The sequence below is a fragment of the Marinomonas sp. ATLA20 genome (assembly GCF_057180105.1).
On the sequence record NZ_JBXUKU010000006.1, the window covers coordinates 155,533 to 179,961 of the forward strand.

Annotated in this window: 23 protein-coding genes; 3 read left to right on the forward strand and 20 right to left on the reverse strand. The window is 42.7% G+C overall.

Annotation, left to right across the window (positions count from 1 at the left end):
* Nucleotides 1-140 precede the first annotated feature (140 nt).
* Nucleotides 141-869: a hypothetical protein gene (locus AC2A4J_RS12085; protein WP_484176187.1), complete on the forward strand. Its 729-nt coding sequence runs from the start codon at nt 141-143 to the stop codon at nt 867-869.
* 7 nt (nt 870-876) lie between these two features.
* On the opposite strand, the gene AC2A4J_RS12090 is transcribed toward AC2A4J_RS12085, so the two are convergent.
* The 15 genes from AC2A4J_RS12090 to AC2A4J_RS12160 form a co-directional block, all read right to left on the reverse strand.
* A complete protein-coding gene (locus tag AC2A4J_RS12090; RefSeq protein ID WP_255828614.1) occupies nt 877-1,764 on the reverse strand; it encodes a GNAT family N-acetyltransferase in 888 nt (295 codons plus the stop codon).
* Nucleotides 1,765-2,123: 359 nt separating this feature from the next.
* Nucleotides 2,124-3,002, reverse strand: a complete 879-nt coding sequence (aguB, locus tag AC2A4J_RS12095) for an N-carbamoylputrescine amidase (RefSeq protein WP_255828613.1) — start codon at nt 3,000-3,002, stop codon at nt 2,124-2,126.
* A gap of 47 nt (nt 3,003-3,049) precedes the next feature.
* Nucleotides 3,050-4,954 (reverse strand): biosynthetic arginine decarboxylase, encoded by a 1,905-nt coding sequence (speA, locus tag AC2A4J_RS12100; RefSeq protein ID WP_255828612.1) that lies wholly within the window; start codon nt 4,952-4,954, stop codon nt 3,050-3,052.
* 153 nt (nt 4,955-5,107) lie between these two features.
* Nucleotides 5,108-6,067 (reverse strand): lipoyl synthase, encoded by a 960-nt coding sequence (gene lipA, locus AC2A4J_RS12105; RefSeq protein WP_255828611.1) that lies wholly within the window; start codon nt 6,065-6,067, stop codon nt 5,108-5,110.
* A 1-nt stretch (nt 6,068) separates the two neighbouring features.
* Complete coding sequence (gene lipB / locus AC2A4J_RS12110; protein WP_255828610.1) at nt 6,069-6,713, reverse strand: lipoyl(octanoyl) transferase LipB; 645 nt, start codon at nt 6,711-6,713, stop codon at nt 6,069-6,071.
* Entirely contained in the window at nt 6,714-7,019 is a 306-nt protein-coding gene (locus tag AC2A4J_RS12115) for a YbeD family protein (RefSeq protein WP_484176188.1), read from the reverse strand.
* A 29-nt stretch (nt 7,020-7,048) separates the two neighbouring features.
* Nucleotides 7,049-8,197, reverse strand: coding sequence for a D-alanyl-D-alanine carboxypeptidase family protein (locus AC2A4J_RS12120; RefSeq protein WP_484176189.1), 1,149 nt, complete (start codon nt 8,195-8,197; stop codon nt 7,049-7,051).
* An 82-nt stretch (nt 8,198-8,279) separates the two neighbouring features.
* The gene (locus AC2A4J_RS12125; RefSeq protein WP_484176190.1) at nt 8,280-9,215 is read right to left on the reverse strand and encodes a septal ring lytic transglycosylase RlpA family protein; all 936 of its coding nucleotides are present in this window, start codon (nt 9,213-9,215) and stop codon (nt 8,280-8,282) included.
* Nucleotides 9,202-10,257, reverse strand: coding sequence for a lytic murein transglycosylase B (gene mltB, locus AC2A4J_RS12130; RefSeq protein ID WP_484176191.1), 1,056 nt, complete (start codon nt 10,255-10,257; stop codon nt 9,202-9,204). Before mltB ends, AC2A4J_RS12125 begins: the two co-directional genes overlap by 14 nt.
* Nucleotides 10,257-11,378, reverse strand: coding sequence for a rod shape-determining protein RodA (rodA, locus tag AC2A4J_RS12135; protein ID WP_484176192.1), 1,122 nt, complete (start codon nt 11,376-11,378; stop codon nt 10,257-10,259). Before rodA ends, mltB begins: the two co-directional genes overlap by 1 nt.
* Nucleotides 11,371-13,251 (reverse strand): penicillin-binding protein 2, encoded by a 1,881-nt coding sequence (mrdA, locus tag AC2A4J_RS12140; RefSeq protein ID WP_484176193.1) that lies wholly within the window; start codon nt 13,249-13,251, stop codon nt 11,371-11,373. The genes rodA and mrdA overlap by 8 nt, the downstream gene beginning before the upstream one ends.
* Before the next feature lie 9 nt (nt 13,252-13,260).
* Nucleotides 13,261-13,728: a 23S rRNA (pseudouridine(1915)-N(3))-methyltransferase RlmH gene (gene rlmH / locus AC2A4J_RS12145; RefSeq protein WP_012070537.1), complete on the reverse strand. Its 468-nt coding sequence runs from the start codon at nt 13,726-13,728 to the stop codon at nt 13,261-13,263.
* 11 nt (nt 13,729-13,739) lie between these two features.
* On the reverse strand, nt 13,740-14,093 hold the full coding sequence (gene rsfS / locus AC2A4J_RS12150; RefSeq protein ID WP_113915820.1) for a ribosome silencing factor: 354 nt from the start codon (nt 14,091-14,093) through the stop codon (nt 13,740-13,742).
* A gap of 14 nt (nt 14,094-14,107) precedes the next feature.
* Nucleotides 14,108-14,773 carry a nicotinate-nucleotide adenylyltransferase gene (gene nadD, locus AC2A4J_RS12155; protein WP_484176194.1) on the reverse strand — a complete coding sequence of 222 codons (666 nt, stop codon included), beginning with the start codon at nt 14,771-14,773 and terminating at the stop codon, nt 14,108-14,110.
* A complete protein-coding gene (locus tag AC2A4J_RS12160) occupies nt 14,763-16,022 on the reverse strand; it encodes a glutamate-5-semialdehyde dehydrogenase (protein WP_484176195.1) in 1,260 nt (419 codons plus the stop codon). Before AC2A4J_RS12160 ends, nadD begins: the two co-directional genes overlap by 11 nt.
* A 133-nt stretch (nt 16,023-16,155) precedes the next feature.
* Between AC2A4J_RS12160 and tsaA the strand changes: the two genes are divergently transcribed.
* Complete coding sequence (tsaA, locus tag AC2A4J_RS12165; protein ID WP_484176196.1) at nt 16,156-16,875, forward strand: tRNA (N6-threonylcarbamoyladenosine(37)-N6)-methyltransferase TrmO; 720 nt, start codon at nt 16,156-16,158, stop codon at nt 16,873-16,875.
* A gap of 11 nt (nt 16,876-16,886) precedes the next feature.
* The gene (locus AC2A4J_RS12170) at nt 16,887-17,135 is read left to right on the forward strand and encodes a hypothetical protein (protein ID WP_484176197.1); all 249 of its coding nucleotides are present in this window, start codon (nt 16,887-16,889) and stop codon (nt 17,133-17,135) included.
* Nucleotides 17,136-17,269: 134 nt separating this feature from the next.
* On the opposite strand, the gene rpsA is transcribed toward AC2A4J_RS12170, so the two are convergent.
* From rpsA to serC, 5 genes are all read right to left on the reverse strand, one after another.
* Nucleotides 17,270-18,952 (reverse strand): 30S ribosomal protein S1, encoded by a 1,683-nt coding sequence (rpsA, locus tag AC2A4J_RS12175; protein ID WP_113915815.1) that lies wholly within the window; start codon nt 18,950-18,952, stop codon nt 17,270-17,272.
* Between the two features lie 181 nt (nt 18,953-19,133).
* On the reverse strand, nt 19,134-19,817 hold the full coding sequence (gene cmk / locus AC2A4J_RS12180; RefSeq protein ID WP_484176198.1) for a (d)CMP kinase: 684 nt from the start codon (nt 19,815-19,817) through the stop codon (nt 19,134-19,136).
* Between the two features lie 19 nt (nt 19,818-19,836).
* Entirely contained in the window at nt 19,837-22,083 is a 2,247-nt protein-coding gene (locus tag AC2A4J_RS12185; protein WP_484176199.1) for a bifunctional prephenate dehydrogenase/3-phosphoshikimate 1-carboxyvinyltransferase, read from the reverse strand.
* A 22-nt stretch (nt 22,084-22,105) separates the two neighbouring features.
* Nucleotides 22,106-23,227, reverse strand: coding sequence for a prephenate dehydratase (gene pheA / locus AC2A4J_RS12190; RefSeq protein WP_255828592.1), 1,122 nt, complete (start codon nt 23,225-23,227; stop codon nt 22,106-22,108).
* Between the two features lie 40 nt (nt 23,228-23,267).
* The gene (gene serC, locus AC2A4J_RS12195; protein WP_484176200.1) at nt 23,268-24,347 is read right to left on the reverse strand and encodes a 3-phosphoserine/phosphohydroxythreonine transaminase; all 1,080 of its coding nucleotides are present in this window, start codon (nt 24,345-24,347) and stop codon (nt 23,268-23,270) included.
* Nucleotides 24,348-24,429: the final 82 nt, after the last annotated feature.

Consider the following 24,429-nt stretch of genomic DNA (forward strand, 5'->3'; position numbering starts at 1 on the left):
GCATGCGGATTTCATAAACTAATATGGGCTCAACTATAAAGAAACATCCCAACTTACTGCAACACTCATCGTAAGATTATCATGGAAAGGTCGCTATTCTCGTGTTTCAATACGTTCGATAATTAAAAAGGTACGTGATGGTGAACTTATCTGATCAAAATACACTCGACCCAATAAACTATAGCCTTGGGGAGTCCAGTAAACGTTTAATCATTCATCAACAAGATGATCTTTTTATTGCGCATGAACACCTGTTTCAGAACGACACACCAACCCGTTTCTATCACCATCAGGCTGATACCTTCCTCTTTCTAATTAGAGGAGAATTATACTTACAACAAAGCGCGCAGCAAAATTGTGAACAAGAAACAGTCCTCAAGCAACATCAGGGAGTTTGGCTAGCTGCGCAAACGGTAAACAGCGTCACCTTGCTTACCCCAACAGTCGAGCTGTGTTTAATTAGACTCATAAACAAAGGTCAAACAGAGTTAAGCGACTCGCTTAAAAAAATATCTTCGGGCACAGTAGATTCAACATTAGGAAGAAGCCAAATTAAAACATGGCCACTTTGGGATGGGGAAGCAGGACAAATTGCGTTAGAACTCTATCCACCTCAATTCAAAGAAACACTTTATTATCAAAAATCAGCCACTCAATATCTGCTACCATTAAATGGCAAGGCATTTATTTCTAATAACAAAAGAGAATCTAAAGCCTGCCCTATTTACGGTAAAGTCATTGCCTCAAAAGAGCCTAGAGCAATTTTAAATCCAAGCGCCGAAAGCATAACTATGTTGTCTGTTATGACAACCCAAAATACCAAAGGGCGAATATTACTGCTTACAAAGCCCAACTCTGAAGCTCTCTAAAACACTTTCAACGCAGTACTAATGCTGTCAATATATGGTCTTCCCATTGACCATTAATTTTCAAATAATCCCTTGCAACACCTTCTTTATCAAAGCCTAGCTTCTTCAACACTGCTGCACTTCGGGCATTTCTTGGCATATAACTCGCCTGAATACGATCAATATGTTGCTCCTTATGAAGGTAATCTATTCCAGCTTGCAAAACTTCCAGCATAATCCCCTTACCTTGCTCGCTTTCTCGCAAACTATAGCCAAGGTTGCATGCCTGAAAGACGCCACGAATAATGTTTGAGTAATTTGTATAGGCGAGCATTCTATCTTCGTTAGGTGATAGAAAACAAAGGACAACCCCTCTATCTTCTAAAAAGTCTCGGCGCATTTCCCGAACACGCAATTGACACGTTTCAAGGGAATAATAACCATCGTTTCTAAGAGGCTCCCATGGGGCAAGAAAGGCTTTTTCTTGATTGATATAATCATGCAAAAGTGAGGCTTGTGATTCGTCTAATATTTTCAATACGCCCCTTTCGGTAACAATCCGAGGGAAACGCGAAGCATGTATACCTTGATCAGAGTACTTAAATGACATGTCCTTCATCACTTCGAACAATTTTAAGGAATATTCTTCGTACCAAAAACTTTCACCAATGGATAAAGTTCTACGCTGCATATCATGGTTCAACCAATCCTCGGCCGCTTGCTGCGTTTGCCAATAAGTCATCAGCAGATCCATTTCTCCCGAACCGTATTCAGCACCAAGGTAGCCAGGTTGGCCTTGCGCTAATTCGAGCATTTTTTCAGCCATAATGCGGTAGGTTAAGTCATTCAACATTAGTTTACTAGACAACATGATCGCAAAATAAGGTAATTTTGTAGGGGAACTAAATACGTTCATCGACTCTCTAAAATAAATAGGTGGATCTTTTAACTAGCCGCAGAAGCATAATATGCTCGCATCTATTTAAAGTTCAGGCCAGAGTTAAAATCTCATACTATAGTTAATACCTAAGTTCTGGACAGATCTATACTGACGAGGATTTGCTTCTACTTAGCCTTGTAATCAAAGCACTTAATTCGCTTTACATTGCCGTCAGGGTGTTAAAAACACAAGCCTTGCACTATTTTATACGCTAACTTTAGGCTTCGAAAAGCCAAGTGCAAATAGATCTACCTTGTTGATATTCCCCCTTTGTATCAATAAGGATAAGGAAAGCTTTGTGCCCGCTTTATGCGGGCACTTTTTTGCTTTTAACCTTACTTTCCCCAAGTAATACCGGCACCAGCAGTAATCGCTTGATATCGATCCGGACGGCGATCGCGAAACAAACCAAATGATTGACGCGCTTTACGAATAGCCTCTAAATCATACTCAGAATACAAGATAGTACTTTCGTCTCGGCCAGCCACACACTTCATAGCACCCATTTCATCAGTCATAAAAGAAGAGCCATAGAACTGGATAAAGCTATTTTCACCTTCTTCTCGTCCAATACGGTTTGCAGCAATAACTGGCACCATATTCGCGGCAGAATGCCCTTGCATGGTCCGCTGCCAATGGTCCTTAGAATCCCATTCCGGATAAGGCGGTTCAGAGCCAATTGCTGTAGGGTAAAAAATAAGTTCTGCCCCTTTTAGTGCTAGTTCACGAGCTAACTCTGGAAACCACTGATCCCAACAGATACCACAGCCAATTCGACCAAACTGAGTATCCCAAACTTTCACACCAGTATTACCTGGTGTGAAGTAATACTTTTCTTGGTAGCCAGGGCCATCTGGAATGTGCGTTTTACGATACAAATCCATGACATCACCATTGGCATCAATCATTACCAAAGAGTTATAGAAAACATTACCATCGCGTTCAAAAAAGCTAATAGGCAAGACCACACCTAGCTCTTTCGCAAGCTTACTCATAGTCTGAATTGCCAAACAATCGCTTACAGGTTGCGCCCAGTCGAAATAAGCAGGCTTTTGATCAATACAAAAGTATGGCCCCATAAACAATTCTTGTAACAAAATAATATTAGCCTGATTTGCAGCGGCTTCTCTTACTTGTGCCACCGCATTATCTAAGTTTGCTTGAAAGTCTGTACTGACCGACATTTGAACGCAGGCCACTTTTACATTACTCATACTAAACTACCTCCAAAATAGGTTGTGTTGCTATCACGCTGGTTCAGTTATACCTGAGTCAGGTACGTCGTACCTTCAAGTACTTTTTTATAGGTTGCTAGTAAAGTAACTTGTTCTTCTTGACTAAGTGGGCTTGCCGCTACTTTATCTTGATAACCCTTCATCAACTCATGCTCATTATAACTAACGTACTTAAGCACATCCTTAACGCTGTCGCCTTTTAATATATGGTCAATTCTGAAGCCATCATCCGTTAAATAAACATCCACGGAACAAGTGTCACCAAATAAGTTATGCAAATCACCTAGAGTTTCTTGATAAGCACCAACCAAGAAAAAGCCCATTAAGTAGTCTTCACCTTTTGGCGGCGGCGGAGGTAACGGTAGAGAAGATTCAATACCTTGACCATCAACATAGCTATACAAACAACCATCAGAGTCACAGGTAACATCTTGGATTTTACCTCTAAAAGAAGGCGCCTGATCCAATCCCTGCAAAGGCAACACAGGGAACAATTGATCGATCCCCCACGCATCAGGCATAGACTGGAATACGGATAAATTAACAAACAACTTTTCAGCTAAACGCTCGTTAAGTTCATCAATTACCGCACGATGGCCTCTATTTCGATTGTCCAAGCGAGGTAATAAGTTTCGGCATGCTGATAAAAATAGGTTTTCTGCTTGTGCTCTTTGTGACAGATTAAGCTGACCATGATTATACAAGGCCAAACTATCATTAAAGTCATCGAGCAAATCATGATAAATCTCGACCAAAGATCGACTATCTTCTTGGCTCTCACGTTTTAAACTTTGGTAAGATGCCCAAAGACGCTGCAACTCTAGCTCACTATTTTCTGCTGGCTCCTCAATCGGTAAAAGCTCAGCGCCGTGAGAAAAAACATCTGCAATCATCATCGCATGATGTGCCGTCACAGCTCGACCAGATTCCGAAATCAAATTAGGGTGAGGAAGTTCGTATTGCTCACACACATTATGGAAGGCAAACACGACATTATTAGCATACTCACCAATACTGTAGTTTGCTGAAAAGTCATTTTGGCAGCGTGTACCTTCATAATCGACTCCCAAACCACCACCAACATCAACCCACTCCACCTTTACGCCCATCTGATGAAGTTCAGCGTAATAACGAGCACACTCTTTCAGGCTGTTCTGAATATCGCGAATCCGCGTTATTTGTGAACCTAAATGGAAGTGGATCAACTCAAGACAATGCAACAAATCTAATTCACGTAAACGATCAATTGCACGTAACAATTGGGATGTAGTCAGGCCAAATTTAGATTTTTCTCCACCACTGTTACCCCAATGGGTTGTACAAGTAGATGCCAAGCGAATACGGATACCGATACGCGGTTGAACACCGATCTTATCGGCTTCTTCTAAAATCCAATCAAGCTCATGCATCTTCTCAACAACAATAAAGACTTGATGTCCCATTTTTTCGGCCATGAGCGCAAGATGAATAAACTCACGATCTTTATAGCCATTACAAACAATAATGCCATCAGCGTTTTTATGCATAGCCAAAACAGCCATCAATTCTGGCTTACTACCGGCTTCCAAGCCAACAGTGGCAGCATTGTCAGGCTGACATGCTGCAATTTCTTCGACCACTCGACGCTGTTGGTTTACCTTAATAGGGTAAACAATGGCATATTTCGATTGATAGTTGTAATAATCAATAGCTTGCTGAAACGAGTTGGTAATTTTTTCAATGCGTGAGTGAAGAATATTGGGAAAACGCACAAGACAAGGATAAGGAATACCTTGCTGTTTGAGTGCTACTGAAAGCTCAGTCAAATCAATACTATTTTCCCTATCAGGTAACGCAATAACACGTCCTTTGTCATTGATTGAAAAAAAATCACTACTCCAATGGCTGACATTATATAGTTCCATCGAATCTTTAATTGACCAAGGCTTCATATCATCTCCCAAAATCTAAATAACCGAACACCTGCACTACTTTCATTAAAAGTACGCCATAATGAAAATCAGGTATATTTTTTCCTTCGCCCAAATAAAAAAAGCGGGGCTAAGAAACATCTTAACTCCGCTTCAATCTAACTAACGAACAAATTAAGAAACGTGCTCGCCATGTGCTTGCTTATCTGCGTGGTAAGACGAGCGAACCAAAGGCCCACACGCAGCATGCTTAAAGCCTAACTCTTTTGCAACTTCTTCATAGCGTGCAAATTCTTCTGGCGGAACAAAACGCGCCATTGGGAAATGATGCTTAGAAGGCTGCAAATATTGACCAATCGTCAACATATCAACATTGTGAGCTCGCAAGTCTTTCAGAACTTCAACAATCTCTTCAAATGTCTCACCCATACCAACCATCAAACCAGATTTAGTTGGCACATCAGGACAACGATCTTTAAAATTCTTCAAAAGATCTAATGACCATTGGTAATCAGATCCAGGTCTTACTTGGCGATATAAACGCGGAATGGATTCCAAATTATGGTTAAAGACATCTGGTGGTGCAATTGAAAGTGTATCAATAGCCACTTCCATACGACCACGAAAGTCTGGTACCAATGTTTCGATTTCAATATTTGGACTTTCTGCTCGCGTCTCTGTAATACAATCCACAAAGTGCTGAGCACCACCATCACGAAGATCATCACGATCTACGGAAGTAATAACCACATATTTAAGCTTCATATCACGTATAGCGGCAGCCAACTCTTTTGGCTCATCAGCGCTAAGTGGATTTGGGCGACCATGTGCAACATCACAGAAAGGGCAACGACGAGTACAAATCTCACCCATAATCATAAAAGTGGCAGTACCATTACTGAAACATTCACCTAGATTTGGGCAATTAGCCTCTTCACAAACCGAAGCCAACTTATGTTCACGCAAAGTTGCTTTGATGCGAGCAATTTCTGGTGAAGCAGGCATACGAACACGAAGCCAATCAGGCTTACGCGGAATCTCTTCAGTAGGAACTATTTTAACGGGAATACGCGCCATTTTATCGGCACCGCGTAGTTTTTCCCCTTGAACAACGCGTTTGCGTTCTGCTGTCATTCTATTTCCACCCTTGTTGGATAGCTGGATAACTGTATCCGAGCTGCTCAGCCAGCTGATTCGCCAACTGAACCTTTACATTCGATAAAGTAACGTCTTCATTAAGACGTTTCATATCAACCATTTGTAAGCCTTGATAGCCACATGGATTAATACGATTAAATGGGGTGAGGTCCATATCAACGTTTAAGGCAAGCCCATGAAATGAACAGCCCCTACGCACACGCAATCCCAGTGATGCAATTTTTTGCTCATTCACGTAGACACCAGGCGCATCAGGCTTTGGATATGCTTCAATTGAGCTCGATGCAAGAGCACCAACAACTGAATTTTCTAGCACACTAACCAAATCACGAACGCCTATTCCGAGACGCTTTAAATCAACCATTACATAAGCAACAAGTTGCCCCGGCCCATGATACGTGACCTGACCACCACGGTCGACCTGAATAACAGGAATATCGCCTGGAGCTAAAAGATGCTCTTCTTTACCCGCTTGACCTTGCGTAAATAAGGAAGGGTGTTCTAACAACCAAATCTCATCTGCATCGTCTTTTGAACGAGTTTGAGTAAATTGCTTCATCCGCTCCCATGTTTCAGCGTAGTCAACCACACCCAAATCACGGCAAATTAAGTCTAGCTGCATTTACATGACCATCTTAACGGCTTCAATCGACATTAAGTCACGGTGTAAAGCCGATAGCTGATCTTCACTTTGAGCCACAATACGAAAACTAAAACTAATAAAGCGCCCTTTACTAGAGCGGTTAATATTCTCTGCTGCGACATCCATCTCTGGAGCATGAACCAGCAATCGCTCTGTTATCTCGGTATGAATACCATCAACGTCGAGTGAAACCACTTTGATAACGTAGTTGTCACAAGGAAACTCTATTTTAGGTGCATCGACTGCATTCTCAGCTTGATCACCGTTTTTTGTAATTAGTGCCATTAATTTAATCTACCACTCGCTATTAGCGCTTAAAACAAGTTCATAAAGAAGAGTTTAATTTTATCAAACATTCGCTTGAAGAAACCACCTTCTTCTACTGCCTCTAGTGCAACTACTGAGCGCTCTATTAAGACATTACCCTCAGTGCCAACCACAATTTTACCCAATACATCGCCTACAGCAATTGGTGCCATAATTTCTTTCTGCATATCAAGTGTAGCTGGAATAGACGCACCTTGTTGACGAGGCATAGTAACCAAAACATCTTCGGCAAAACCTACTTTTACGTTAGGCTGGCTACCACCCCAAACACGAGCATTATTCACCACCTGACCACGGCTATATAGCTTACGTGTTTCATAGTATCTGAAACCGTAATCCAACAACTTTTGAGATTCAACGGCACGGGCATTATCTGATTTCGTTCCCATAACAACAGTAATTAAGCGGGTACCATTGCGAACAGCAGAAGCAGCCAAACAGAAGCCAGCGGCCTCAGTGTGACCAGTTTTCATACCATCAACCGTTTTATCGCGCCACAGCAATTTATTACGGTTTGGCTGACGGATATTGTTGTAGGTAAACTCTTTTTCCGCATACATACTGTAGTTTTCTGGAAACTGTATAATAGTCGCACGCGCCAATTTTGCTATATCGTGGGCGCTAGAATAATGATCCTCTGCTGGAAAACCTGTTGCATTCACGAAATGCGAATTTTTCATTCCAAGAAGTTGAGCATGTTGATTCATCAAGTCAGCAAAAGCAGACTCACTGCCAGCAATATGCTCTGCGGCGGCAACACTTGCATCATTGCCAGATTGAATAATAATACCGCGCATTAGGTCTTCTAACTTAACTTGTGTTCCTTCTCGAATAAACATACGAGAACCTTCCATTCTCCATGCTTTTTCGCTCACATTGACCATATCATCCAGTGATAAATTTCCGCGAGCCAACTCATATTCAATAATATAAGCCGTCATTAATTTCGTTAGACTTGCTGGAGGCAAAGCCTGATCAGCATTATGCTCAACCAAAATATCGCCAGTATATGCATCCATAAGAATGTAACTACTCGCTGACAATTGTGGCGGCGTTGGGATTAATGAAGGAGCAGCAAAAACGGAGCTGCTCACGAAACAAAATACAAGTGATAAAGTAACTAGGAGTTTTTTCATACTCAAAAATATCGTCTTCTAAAAAAATGTTAACAAATGATACTAGAGCCCTTTAAGAATCTCTAGCCCAAACAAATCGTACCTAGGGTACTAAAGCAACTCTCACAGGGCTGCCGAAACCTTCTTGCTGTAATTTTTGCTGCCATTGAGCCAATTCCCCTGCATCAGCAAAAGGACCAACCAAAACTTTAAATAGACCATCATCTTGTTTATTAATAACAACGTTTATCGTCGTATCAAATGCCTCAAAAAGACGTTGTTTAAGCTTGCCTGCAGATTCCTCAGAGCTAAAAGCTCCCATTTGCAGATGAGAAAAAACCAACTCTGATGGAACACTTTTTGTTTCTATAGTGGGAATAAGCGATGCCTTATCAGGTAAGGCTTCAGGCGGATTCACCGTCTTTTTAACTGTGACTTTAGGTGGATTATACGACTGCCCTTGGGCAGGGGTAATTGCCTCAATTCGAACCCGCGCCAATCCTTTTTTATGATAATCAAGTCGTGCGGCAGCCGCGTAGGATAGATCGATTAAACGATCACCATGAAACGGCCCTCTATCATTCACTCTAACAATAACAGAACGCTGATTATCAAGGTTCGTCACTTTCAGATAGGTAGGTAACGGCAGCGATTTATGAGCAGCAGAAAAACTGTACATGTCATATGTTTCCCCATTTGAGGTCTTATGCCCATGAAATTTTTTACCATACCAAGACGCGGTTCCCTCTGCCTCGTAACCTTGTGCTGAATCCATTACCCAATATTTTTTTCCCCACACTTCGTAAGGACTCTTGTTGCCACCACGACTTTTAGGCTCCCATTTCGGAACAAGATCCGGAAGGTGATCTACCTTTATATCACCAGTAGGCGCATGATCTTGTAAAATAGAATAGCGACCGCCACCCGATGCTTTTTCATAATCCACATCATCTTTTCCTAAAACATGACGCGTACTCATACACCCATTCAATACTAGCAAGCTCAGGCCAGCAACAAACAGCATGTTAATTACTTTCATAGGTTCCTATACTCTCAGCGAGCTCCAATACAGACATGGCATATCGCCTACTTGGGTTGTAATCCATAATGGTGAAAAAGTTTTCATACGCGAGCCAATAAGAAACCTCTTCCGGACTTGTTCGTAAGCCTATCAAGCCTGTTTTCTGAGGTATAAATGGCTGTGTTGGAAGTACATTTAGCGCAGACCATTCGGTCATTTCCGTACTTGCCACCCTGCCACGGTTGATGAAATCCACCATTGAATCTGGATCGGTAACATAAGCCATTACAAACCAAGGTTGTCGAGGCTGCCAACCATGATGCTTAAGGTAATTTGCAACACTGCCAATCGCATCAGGCTCAGATCCCCACAAATCGATATGTCCGTTTTTGTCATAATCTATTGCCAATTTTTGATAGTTGCTGGGCATAAACTGCACCATCCCCATCGCCCCACTATATGACCCTTTTGTGTCGCCAATGTTCCAACCTTCTTTGCGAGCAAGCAATAAATAGGCTTCTAACTCGCTTTGGAAGTATTCTTTTCTTCGTGGGTAATCAAATGCTAATGTGGTAAGGGAGGTAAAAACGTCTTTTGACCCAGTAATACGGCCGTAATAGGTTTCAACACCTATCAGAGCCACTATGATATTAGGCTCTACGCCAAACTCTTGCTCTGCTTTTCGCAGCCACTTTGCATTGCGTTTTGCAAACTCTCGACCGTGCTTTGCCCTTTCTTCATTCACAAAACGGGTTTTATACTCATAATAAGGCGTAATGACTTCAGGCTGGTTATCTGATTTTTCAATCACTTTAGGACGCACTTTTATATGAGAAAAAGCCAACTCGAGGCGCCCTTTGTCATAAGCATGCTCTCTAACCAGCTTATTAATAAATACTTGAACCTCTGGATTCCCAGCATAGGAATCTGCCCATTCTTTGGGCATATCTTCAAGTAGAGACTCACTGACTCCCGAATTTGAAGGTAATGTAGAATGATCCATACCACTACACGCAGTTAGACCAAGCGCTAGAAACAACAAAGTAGCTTGCTTAATCATCATCTTGCTCTTTTATGTGTTTGTATTGACATTAAAATCCCAAATGTCGCCATGATGGTAATAATAGAAGTACCACCATAACTGACAAGTGGTAAGGGTACCCCAACCACAGGAAGAATGCCTGACACCATCCCAATATTTACAAACATGTACACAAAAAATGTAAGGGTTAAACTGCCTGCTAACAATCGCGCATAGTTATCTTCTGCATATGCTGCTATGTATAAACCCCGAGCAATGACAAGGAAATAAGCTAAAATCAGTACACCACAACCCAGCATACCAAACTCTTCAGCGAGAACCGCAATAATAAAGTCCGTATGACTCTCAGGAAGAAAATCGAGTTGAGCTTGTGTTCCCTGCAAAAAACCTTTTCCGTAGAGCCCTCCCGAGCCAATTGCCGTTTTAGACTGGATAATATTCCAACCAGACCCAAGCGGGTCGCTTTCAGGATTCAAAAAGGTTAGTACTCGTTGCCTCTGATAGTCATGCATAAACTGCCATAATGTATAACCAGCGATTGGTGCTAACGCTGCAGCCCCCAATATATAACGCCACCCTAGCCCTGCTAGAAAGAGAACAAAGATTCCAGACACGGCAACCAACAAAGATGTACCCAAATCAGGTTGTTTCGCTATCATCAGAACAGGTAATGCAATCAGACCAAGAACAGCTAATATTTGCTTAAAACTTGGCGGCAGCTGCCTATCGGAAAAATACCAAGCGATCATCATTGGCATAACAATTTTCATTATCTCTGAGGGCTGAAAGCGCAAACCTCCAGGCAAAGCCAACCAACGCTGAGCCCCTTTCGCACCAACACCAAACAAGAGTACACACACGAGCAAAACGGAAATGAAAATAAATAACGCAGGTGAAGCTCGTCGCATATATTTCGGAGGTAATTGAGCTAAGGCCACACAAATCATCAAGCCTATGACCAATCGAAACACCTGTCGTTCAACCATGGCCACATTCTGTCCGGAAGCAGAGTACAGAATAAAAAGCCCGCCGCAGATCAGTAATAACAAAGACCCCATCAACAAAACGTCAACGTGTACGAGTTTCCATAAACGAGCATTGGTAAAAGACAGCGCCCTGCGATAAAAGCTATCAGTCATTTTTATCACCTTTCAAATAGTCATATCGCGCCGGATAATCATCATGCAAGTAAGCGTCAAATAATGCTTTCGTTAAGTCTGCAGGTTTAGAACTACTGCCACCATTTTCAAAAATGGCAAACACTGAAATTTTCGGATTTCGAGCCGGAGCAAAGCCAATAAATAACGCATGGTCATGTAAACGCTTTGCAAGGCTATCAGCATCATATTCTTGGTCTTCTTGCAGACTAAATACTTGCCCAGTTCCTGTTTTCCCTGCGATTTCGTAATCCGTTCCTTGCAAACGCCTTGCAGTGCCATGCGAGTCGGTTATTACTTTACGCATGGCATCAATCATACGCCCCCAGTTGCGCTGATCCTTCAAGACAATATCGTGCTCATCTCCAAGACCATCTGGAAATTCAGCGGGCTTGTCTCCCACAAGTTGCGTCATACGAGGGTAAAAATAATGCCCTTTACTTGCTAAAGCGGAGGTAGCCGAAGCTATTTGCAAAGGTGTCGCCACCATAAAGCCCTGTCCGATACCAACGTTAACCGAATCTCCTGGGTACCATGGCTCTTTGTATTTGGCTTTTTTCCACTCATTGGAAGGCAGCAAGCCATGACTCTCGCCATTCAAATCCAGCAAGGTTGTCTGACCAAACCCAAAACGTGTCAAAAAATTATGGATAGGAGTAATTCCCATCTTGTTAGCCAGTTGATAATAATAGGTATCAACTGACTCAATAATAGAGCGCTCTAAATTAATCCAACCATGCCCTGTTCGCTTCCAGTCTCGGTAACGACGACCATCCGGATTTATTTGATAATAGCCCTTCGCGAAATACCGTTCAGTCCATGACGAAAACCCATACTCTAATCCAGCAAGCCCCATAAAAGGCTTAATCGTTGACGCAGGAGGATAACCACCACGCAAAGCACGGTTAAAAAGAGGGAGTTTTTTGGATTGGCGTAATTTGGCGTAATCATCAACAGAAATCCCCCGCACAAACAGGTTGGGATCATAACCAGGCTTAGAAACCAGAGCGAGAATCCCGCCTGTGGTAGGATCAATTGCGACAACCGCACCGGTGTAATCCCCCAATAGATCATAGGCATATTGCTGAAGTCTGGCGTCTAGATATAAATGGAGGTCTTTACCCGGCGTTGGATTTTGTCGCTCAAGTTCAGACATAATGCGACCACGGGCATTCACCTCAACCTTGCTAAGGCCAGCCTCTCCAAATAGGTTTTTTTCGTAATACCCCTCCACACCAGTCTTACCAATAAATAAAGCACCTTGGTAAGCCAACTTATCGACTGTTTCTAAGTCTTTTGAGGTAATCCGACCAACATAACCAATAGCGTGAGCAAATGCCTCACCATAAGGGTAATAGCGCGTTAATTGCGCATCTACCTGAACACCGTCGAGTTTATACAGATCAACAGAGACCTTGGCCCACTCTTCATCGGTCAATTGGGATTTTAACGTAAGGGATTGATAAGGGCGGCGATACTCTTTGCGTCTTTCATCAAAATCCTCCCACTCACTATCACTAATATCAATAATGCTAGAAAGCATTTTTTTTAGCTTGGGGAAACTTTCAACACGCTCAGGAATGACCGTTAAACTGTGTATAGGACGATTGTCGGCTAACACCACTCCATTGCGATCATATATCAAACCTCTTGGAGGCGGCTCAGTAACCAGCATAACACGGTTATCATTTGCCTTGGTTTGATATAACTCATGCTCAATAACCTGCAAATAAAACAGTCGAGCCATCAACACAATAGCCATCAGCAAAACAAAAATAGCGGCAGCAAAAACACGCTGCTGTGTCAGTCGCTGTTCTTGACGATAATTGCGGAAGTTTTGATGTCGACGGCTCACTTCATCACCTTATCTATGATACGGATGATTGTTCATGAGCGTCCAAGCACGATAAATTTGCTCAGCCAAAATAACTCTCACCATAGGATGCGGTAATGTCAGACGAGATAAAGACCAAGTTTGATCCGCTCGAGCGGTACACCTTGGATCAAGACCATCAGGACCTCCCACCAACAAGCTCACATTATAGCCATCCATTCGCCACTGCTCGGTCTGATCTGCCAACTGATCGGTAGACCACTCTTTACCAAGAACTTCCATTGCAATTACTTTATCTCCAGAAGGTATAGCTTCGAGCATACTATCTCCTTCCTTACGAATAGCTTTTGGTATATCAGTGTTTTTTCCACGAGGAGACATTGGAATTTCGACAAGCTCTAATGCAAAATCTTTTGGCAAGCGTTTAGCATACTCATCGTAACCCTCAGTCACCCACTTTGGCATTTTATTACCAACAGCAATCAAACGAACACGCATTTAAAAGAGCCTTACATTTGTTCTGGCTTAATATCCCACAACTTCTCAAGATCATAAAAAGCTCGAGCTTCTTCTGTCATTACATGCACAACAACATCATGTAAATCAACCAACACCCAATCACTACCCATACCACGACCTTCTGAACCCAATGGCTGAAGACCTTGACCTTTTAAATGTTCAAATACATTTTGACCCAAAGCATTAACATGACGCTTTGAAGTACCGGTACAGATCACCATGTAATCCATCATGTCTGTATGATTTCCTACATTCAATACTGTGATCTTATCACCTTTCACATCTTCCAATGCTTCAACAGCAAAAGCCAAAATTTGATCTGCTGTGAGGTTAAGCTGACTCATATAATTACGTTACCCTATCGATATAATTGATGTTGTTCTATATAGTTTTGGACTGGTTCTGGCAACAAATAAGCAATAGACTCGTTTTTACGAGCCAACGCCCTAATCATGCTAGAGGATATCCCCAAAGGAGTGAGAGTCTCGAACCAGACCCGCCCTGAGGGCGCGCATTGTAACTCATGCGACGATGCGGCACGATAGTTTTCGCAAAAACCGCTCAATTCAGAGATCAAGTCAGGCTCCCAACCAGGTCGCGACACAACCAACAAGTGAGCGTACTGGATTATCTGCTGCCAATTATGCCAAGTTGGAAGGGATAAAAAGCTGTCCATTCCTAGCACCATAATGAGTGATTCATCTGGACCTATTTCGCTCCGAAGATCTCGCAACGTATCGATACTATAACTTGGACCTTCCCTATCAATCTCACGAGAATCGACACTCAAGCGCTCATCTCCTGATACGGCAAGCCTCGCCATTTCAAGTCGCTGTTCAGGTAAAACACTTGGCTGACCTTTATGTACAGGTTGAAAGCATGGTATCAACCTCAACGCGGCATAATGATAACGATCTAAAATTTCAACCGCCGTTCTTAAATGGCCATTGTGAACGGGATCAAATGTCCCCCCCATAATAGCCAGTCCAGAAGCCTTTATATTATCGCTATCCCTAGTTGTCACGAGTATGACCATCACCAAGTACGACATACTTCTGACTGGTCAAACCCAACAACCCCACAGGACCACGAGCATGAATTTTGTCAGTAGAAATACCAATTTCAGCCCCAAAACCATATTCAAAGCCATCAGCAAAAGATGTTGAAGCATTCACCATCACTGACGAAGAATCCACTTCCGTCATGAACGCTCGTGTTTTTGTATAGTTCTGCGAAACAATTGCGTCCGTATGATGAGAACCATATTTATTGATGTGTGCAATCGCCTCATCCATATCAGACACAATCTTAATAGATAACTTAGGGGCCAAATACTCTGTAAACCAATCTTCTTCTGATGCAGCTTCAATGACAGAGCTAATAGCGCGAGCTTGCTCACAACCTACTAGAGACACACCTTTTTCCTGCAGAGCTGTCACTAACTTAGGCAAAACATCCCCAGCAATTGCAGAATGAACCAGCAATGACTCCATTGCATTACACACACCGTAGCGGCGAGTTTTAGCGTTCATAGCAATAGCAAAAGCCTTTTCAAGATCCGCCTCACTATCAATATAAACATGACAATTACCATCAAGATGTTTAATAACAGGCACACGTGCGTCTTTACTAATACGCTCAATCAAACCTTTGCCGCCACGAGGGACAATAACATCAACGAACTCAGGCATAGAAATTAACATACCAACCGCTTCACGATCTGTCGTATTAAGAACTTGGACTGCATGTTCTGGCAAACCAGCAGCGATAACACCTGCCGTTACAGCCTCAGCAATGGCTTGATTGGAATAAAATGCCTCTGAGCCGCCACGTAAAATAGTGGCGTTACCAGATTTCAAACAGAGACTTGCCGCATCGATGGTCACATTTGGACGAGACTCATAAATAATGCCAATCACCCCTAAAGGCACGCGCATCTGGCCTCGCTGAATACCTGATGGCAAATACACCATATCTGATATTTCACCGATTGGATCCGGTAAAGATGCCACCTGCTTTAAGCCTTCAATCATGCCGTCAATTCGGGCATCATCAAGCAACAAACGATCTAGTAAAGCTGAATCTAAGCCTTTAACTCGACCATTTTCCATATCCTTAGCGTTTTCAGATATCAATCGAGGTCGAGCATTTTCCAAAGCGTCGGCCATAGCAAACAGGGCCATATTTTTTTGCTTTGTGGATGCTTTGGCAAGAAGGCGAGAAGCCGCCCTAGCTTGCTGACCAATTTGATTCATATAAGATTCTAAAGACATTTTTAATCTCTAATAAAAGTAAAGAAGAACAAATAATAGATCGTCAAATAAATCGCGATCTATTTCATCAAGACAGTATACTATCACAATATTTTTATTCATTAAGCGCAGATTGTCACGAAAGGATCCTACATTGCCAGCACCCAATACTTTTACTCTTAACACCATTGGCATAGTGCACTCTTGTTACAAAGAAAAATTTGGCATACCAAGACAGCCCGGACTAGTAACAGAAGCAACAGCTCGCTTAGAGCTTATTCCTCCCTATAGCAGATTAGATATATTAGAAGGGCTAGAGGGTTTCTCTCATATTTGGATCCAGTTTGTTTTTCACGCTTGCATGACAGAGAACTGGAAAGCAAAAGTACGACCACCACGCCTAGGTGGAAAAGTAAAAGTAGGCGTATTTGCCACACGTGCAACTCATAGGCCTAACCCGATAGGACTGTCTGTAGTAAAGATTGGACGCATCTACCAAGAAGACAAAAAAACATTCATTGATTTACATGGCGCAGATTTGCTAGATGGCACCCCCGTTCTTGATATAAAACCTTACTTACCTTATGTAGACAGCATCACGGAAGCAAAAGGCGGATTTGCACCAACATCCGCAGAAGCGCAAATAAGGCCCGTCTTGTTTTCTGAAATTGCAAAGTCTCAATGCGAGAACTACGAAAATTTGCACAAAAGAGAAATAACAACTTTAATTAAACAAGTCGTGGGACAAGACCCCAGACCTTCCTATTTATCAGAACAGCTTGATCGAGAGCATGGAATCACGCTTTGGGACGTCAATATAAAGTGGTGTGCAAGAAACGACCACTTTGAAATACTTCGGATCGAAAACAAATAAGAGAGTGGGAGATGAATAAAAAGCAGTTTTTAAATACTTACAAAAAAATTGACTCACTCAACCAAGAGAGAGCAGAAAACACTCAAAACCAAGCACTTTATCGCTCAGAGCACGACGAACGACTAATAAAAGACTTCCATTACGCCAAATTCCAAAAAAACCTCCATAACGCCCAGCAAAGTAAAGCGCTCAAAGAGCTGCTAGAGAAAGAGAATTGGAACGAAGAAGACACCGAAAAACTGCTTAACTCTCTGCGATAAAAAACATACACCAAGTCTATACCCATGGTTATCCACATGTTCTGTGTATAGTTTTTCTGTCAATAAATTCAAGAAAATAAGACCAAAAAAAAGCGGACCTAAGTCCGCTTTTTATGACAACTATTAATCCAAACTTAGTTTTGGTTTTCTAGTTGTGCTTTGATCAAATCACCGATAGTGGTTGGACCATTAGTTTCTGCTTGTTGCTTCTCAGAATGAGATTTCAACGCAGCTTTCTCTTCAGTAGCATCTTTCTGCTTGATAGAAAGAGTGATAGTACGTGCTTTACGATCAACGTTAATGATCGCAGCTTCTACTTTATCACCTTCTTTCAATGCAGTAGTTGCATCTTCGATACGCTCGCGGCTGATTTCAGATACTTTCAAAGTAGCTTCAACGCCTTCAGCAAGAACAACTACAGCACCTTTCGCATCAACTTCAGAGACAGTACCGTTAACGATAGTGCCTTTGTCATTTTCAGCAACGAAAGCTAGGAACGGATCTTCTTCTAGTTGTTTAACACCTAGAGAAATACGCTCACGCTCAGCATCGATAGACAATACAACTGTTTCTAGCATATCGCCTTTCTTGTATTGACGTACTGCATCTTCACCAGTTTCGTCCCAAGATAGGTCAGATAGGTGAACAAGACCGTCAATACCGCCGTCAAGACCAATGAACACACCAAAGTCAGTGATAGACTTGATTGCGCCAGAGATTTTGTCGCCTTTATTGAAAGATGTAGCGAATTCTTCCCATGGGTTCATTGTGCACTGCTTGATACCCAAAGAAATACGACGACGCTCTTCGTCAATATCAAGAACCATAACTTCAACTTCATCACCAATCTGAACAACTTTAGATGGGTGAATGTTTTTGTTAGTCCAATCCATTTCAGAAACGTGTACTAGACCTTCTACGCCTTCTTCAAGTTCTGCGAAGCAACCGTAATCAGTCAAGTTAGTAACTTTAGCAGTTACCTTAGTGTTTTCTGGGTAACGAGCTTTGATAGCAACCCATGGATCTTCACCCAACTGCTTAAGACCTAGAGACACGCGGTTACGCTCGCGGTCAAACTTAAGAACTTTAACGTCGATTTCATCGCCAACAGCAATGATTTCGCTTGGGTGCTTAATGCGTTTCCAAGCCATGTCAGTGATGTGAAGAAGACCATCAACACCACCAAGATCAACGAAAGCACCGTAGTCAGTAAGGTTCTTAACGATACCTTTAACTTCTTGACCCTCTTCAAGAGAAGCAAGCAATGTTTCGCGTTCAGCGCTGTTAGTCGCTTCCATAACGGCACGACGAGAAACAACAACGTTGTTACGTTTTTGATCAAGCTTGATAAGTTTGAACTCTAGATCCACACCTTCCAAATGAGATGTATCGCGGATTGGGCGAACATCTACCAAAGAGCCTGGCAAGAAAGCACGGATATTAGCGATATCAACTGTGAAGCCACCTTTGACTTTACCATTGATAACACCGTGAACAATGGCGTTTTCTTCGTAAGCTTTTTCAAGAACAGACCAAGTTTCTGCACGTTTAGCTTTTTCTCGAGACAATTTAGTCTCACCGAAACCATCTTCAACAGCATCAAGAGCAACTTTAACTTCGTCACCGATGTTTAAGTTAAACTCACCACTATCCGTTAGGAACTGAGAACGAGGAATTACGCCTTCAGATTTAAGACCTGCATGAACAGTTACCCATTCGCTGTCAATATCAACAACGATACCAGTAACAATTGAGCCTGGCGCCATTTCGACGGTTAAAAGGCTTTCTTCAAACAGTTCTGCGAAGCTTTGAGTCATTGTATTTCCTATATAGTCGGCCCATATAAAGAACTAGGCCATATCCACATTGCCAGCAAATGTGGGTCAATTTTTTTGAATGATGCGATAAAGGCTTGCTGGCACCTTTATCGACTTGAATAACATTTGATCTATTCTAGCACATTCTAGATGTAAAAAAGTAGACGCAAAAAAGAACAGATTATACGAGACCTGCTTTTGCTGTTTCAGCAAAAATCATCTCGACAACCTGCTCTATCGTCAAATCTGTACTATCTATAACTAAAGCGCCTGCTGCAGGCACAAGAGGAGCAACAGCTCTATTAGCATCCCGCTCATCTCGCTCTTTAATCGTTTTAACAAGTTCAGCTAGATTAACAGCTTCACCTTTTTGCTGCAATTGCTGCAAACGACGTTGAGCACGCTCTTCAGCCGACGCCGTTAAAAATATTTTAATCTGTGCAGAAGGAAACACCACTGTCCCCATATCACGACCATCCGCCACCAAACCAGGCGCTTGTGAAAAAGCGCGCTGACGCAACAACAAACCTTCACGAACTTCCGGAATGGCCGCCAATTTAGACGCACAATTCCCTACCTCTTCAGTTCGAATAGCCTGAGTAACAACTTCGCCCTCTAGAATAATTTCAACTTTACCTTCTTCTGACTGCACAAACTGTATATCCAAATGTTCAGCCAAGACTTTCAACGTCTCAACATCATCTGAAGACATACCGTGATGCGATACAGCAAGTGCAAGCAGTCGATATAAAGCACCACTATCAAGTATGTGCCATCCCAGCTTTTCTGCGATTAATTGACTTACAGTGCCTTTACCTGCACCACTTGGACCATCAATCGTAATAACTGGGCCTTGGTTGATCATAACTATTCCTCTTAAAAAACTATTGCGCCACAGTGCAGTGAAAACCTAACTGCACAGCAACGCTCTCTAACTCGTTAAATTCTTCTAATAATTTTTGGCAATCATTCACTTTTGTAACCGACTGACTTCGCGCGCCCAATGCCAACATAGCAAGCGCCAATTTATCATCACCAGCACAATCCAACTCACCACCCGATGGAAGACCACCCTTAATAAGCAAACTGCCATTTTCGTATTCACAAACAATTTTCATATGTTTAAGTGCATCCACCAAGGCCAATACCCTGTCTTCACAATAGTAAGGCAGAGAGCCAACACCTTGGATACAACTTTCACCCTTTGCATAAGCCGCAGCAACACACAACAAAGGCAACTCATCTCTGAACTGATAACTCTGCTCTTGGGTCAAAATGAACGAATTTAGCTCAGCGAAGCCAGCCTGAAGCCCACCGTCATACAAACCAAACTCACCTAACTCAGGAATAGAAACATCTGCACCTATCGACTTTAGAAACGATAGAAATGCAAATGACACAAAATCCAAGCCAGCATTTTCAATAAATAATTCCGAACCGGGTAACAAGTTCGCTAATAACACCAACCAAGCTGCCTCATATTCATCACCAGACAATACAATATTCGTACCAACTAGAGGCGCTGAAACAACTTTAAAACCGCCCTCATGATCCAAGATAGTCACACCAAAATGACGCAACAACGCCTCACAATGAGACAATTGTGTCGATTCAGTCGCAATTGAGCCACCATCGGACGAATACAATGCCGCTAAGAAAGCCGACATACGCAAACGCTCAGTACCTACTTTTAAATCAAGACAAGCACTAGACGAGCCTCTTGGCACAAGACTAACAGGCAAACAATCAGCCACGTCAGAAACCACATCCCCTCCCATTTTGCGCACCAAAGAAAATAAGTCACTCATCGATTGATTAAGTAACTTCTCTTCAGCGACAACAGAGACTGGAAATGACTGCCCAGCTAAAACAGGCAACAGCAAATACAAACTTTCTCTTGATTGATGCACGTTGATTGGCGCAATTGGCGCCTTTAACCCACGAAGCCCAACACCATGAACACGCAAATAATCAGCGGACGCCTCTTCAATCACCACACCCATATCCCGAAAAGCCTGCATGGTAATACGCACATCACCAGTCAGATCGACGTTCTTTATTTCACTCACCCCTTCAGAAAGCGCGGCTATTGTAATCACTTTATGTGACAAAGATTTGTCACCCAATAAAGAAATATCACCTTTAATTGCAGAAGCGGGCAAGACTGAAACAGATACAGGACGAACTTCTTTTGCAGAACCAATTGTACGCTGCTCCAACAATCGAAGAAAATGATCTCGCGCAGACTTAGCACGAGTAAAAACACCAAACATGCTGGCACCATCACCTTGCTCTATTGCAGCTCGCATATCAGCAAGACGATCCGTAAAGTGATCTAATGTAGCTAGGGTGGCATCTTTATTGGCCATAAAGACATCACGCCACATCACAGGATCACTTGAAGCAATCCGAGTAAAGTCACGAAAACCACCAGCAGCAAATTTAAATATATCCTGACTACGCTCCCCGTTAGCAAGCGCATCAACCAAAGTATAAGCAAGCAGGTGCGGCAAATGACTCGAAGAAGCCAGCACGTGGTCGTGATGATCAACATCCATACTCACAACATCCGCCCCAACAGCACGCCAGAGACGATGAAGACGATCAAGCAAAACAGGATTACTGTCTGGTAATGGCGTTACTATCGCCATGTGCTTTTCAAAAAGCAGTGAATTAGATGCAAGCACACCACTTTTTTCAGCACCCGCAATAGGATGACCAGGAATAAAATTAGCAGGTACATAGCCGAAAACGCGACGAACCGCTTCAACCACACTCCCTTTGGTGGAACCCACATCAGTAACCAACGTACTTTCAGACAAGAAAGGCTTAAGATCCGTTAATACAGACTCCATCGCCCTCACAGGAGTAGCAAGAACAATCACGTCCATTTTAGAAACAAACTCAGCGGACATCTCAGCAGGGCAATCAATAACCCCCGTTGAAACACCTAACGCCAACTCTCCTTCTCGACGATCAATAGCATATAACGTGGCTAAACCACGCTCTTTTAACGCCTTAGCAAATGACCCACCTATCATGCCAAGACCGATGATCATGACATTGCCAAATTTCTTTTTTCCTTGTGGCGCCTTATCAACAGACACCTGAAATTCACTTTCACCAGTCAAAACACATCACTCTTATAAATTACTAAAGCACAGCCACAGGATAGGAACCCAACACCTTCACTTCCGATGCGCGCTCACGCAACTCATCTATCACCGCGCGACACTCATCATCCAAATGATGACCAACAAAGTCGATATAGAATATATAACCCCAACGACTCATTAACGAAGGACGAGTTTCTAAACGCGTCATATCAACACCATGACGCTCGAAAGCCTCAAGCAACCGATACAAAGCACCTGGTTCATTTTTCGCACTAATTAACAGTGATGTTTTATCTTTACCACTTGGCGGCACATCCTGATTACCAACAATCAAAAAGCGCGTTGTATTGTCCGGGCGATCTTCGATATTGGCAGAGACCTTCAACAAACTATACAATTCACAAGCAACCTCACCGGCTATTGCCGCAATTGCTCGACCGCTACGGCCCGCCTCTGCAGCTAAACGAGCTGCTTCCGCATTTGAGCTCACAGCAACACGCTCTACATGTGGCCAATAACGATCCAACCAAGCACGACATTGCGCCAAAGACTGCTGATGTGAATATATATGCGTCACATCATCAGAGTTGATATTCGGACTCACTAATAGATGGTGGTGAATACGCTCTTCAACCTCTCCACATATTTTTAAACGTGAATCACGGAAACTGTCTAACGTATGATTAACAACACCTTCTGTCGAATTCTCAACCGGCACAACACCATAATTAGCCGCGCCAGATTCAACTTCGCGAAACACCTCATCAATAGCCGCCATTGGAGCACTAACGATTGATTTACCAAAATGTTTTAATGCTGCTTGCTGTGTAAAAGTACCTTCAGGCCCTAAGAATGCAATACGCATTGGCTTTTCGAGCGCCAAGCATGAAGACATGACTTGACGAAAGATTTTGGCCATCTCTTCGTTTCCTAATGGCCCTTCGTTACGCTCCATCACTCTGCGTAAAACTTGAGCCTCACGCTCAGGACGATAAAAGACAACCGCGTCTCCACCCTGTTCAGCCAACTTAACTTCAGCCACTTTTTGAGCGCAAGCTGCGCGCTCGTTTATCAACAGTTGTATTTGCGAATCAATAGAATCAATACGATCACGCAACAAAGGCAGAGTATCTGGTACCGCTTGTTTAGAATTTGACATGCTATTTATTATCCGTAGAGGTTGTTGTCTCTAAAAAGTATTACCCGTGACGCTTTTCGAAGCCACGCATAAAATCAATCAAAGCCTCAATACCTTCCATAGGCATTGCGTTATATATGCTCGCCCGCATGCCGCCCACAGAACGATGGCCAGCTAAAGTACGTAAGCCAGCCGCTTCGGACTCTTGCAAGAAAAGAGATTCAAGAGACTCATCCGCCAAAATAAACGGCACATTCATACGAGAGCGATAGACAGGATCAACAGGATTTGAATAAAAATCACTCGAGTCAATGTAGTCGTAAAGCGCCTGCGCCTTACGAATATTAATGGCTTCAATCGCCTCAACACCACCTTGCTCCTCCAACCATTCAAAGACCAAATCAGCCAAATAAATAGCAAAGGTTGGTGGTGTATTAATCATAGAATCATTCGCCGCCAAATTGGCAAAATTCCAAATCGATGGTAATTCATCACTACTACGAGCAAGCAAATCCTTACGAATAATGCAGATAACCACACCAGCAGGGCCAACATTTTTCTGCGCGCCCGCGTAAATCAATCCATACTTACTCACATCAATTTTGCGAGACAAAATCGTTGAAGATAAATCCGCAACGATAGGCAGACTAGTTTTTGGCAGATCAGAGAACTCAACACCGCCAATCGTCTCGTTCGGGCAAAGATGTAAATAGGCTGCAGTCTCATCCAACTTTAAAGAAGAAAAATCAGGAACCGTACTGTAATTCTGCTCTTTTGAAGACCCCACCACATTTACATTAGTGTATCTTTTAGCCTCTTTAATCGCCTTTGAAGACCAAGCACCAGTATCCAAAAAGCAGGCAGAATCAAAACCATTCACCAAGTTTGCAGGAATTTGAGCAAATAATGTAGATGCGCCACCTTGAACAAACAGAATTTCATAGTCATCGCCAATATTCATCAAGCGCACCAAACGCGCCTTAGCCGAGGCAAGAATGGACATGAACTCAGAACTACGATGACTCATTTCCATTACAGAAACACCAGCACCATGCCAATCCAGCATTTCCGCCTGTGCTTTTTTCAAAACCGCTTCAGGAAGCGCTGCTGGACCAGAACAAAAATTATATACTCGGCTCATCCTGCTTATTTACCTCTAGTATTTTCAGGAACTACTTTACAAGAACGATCTACAACAAAAGCGACGCACCTAGGTGCGTCGC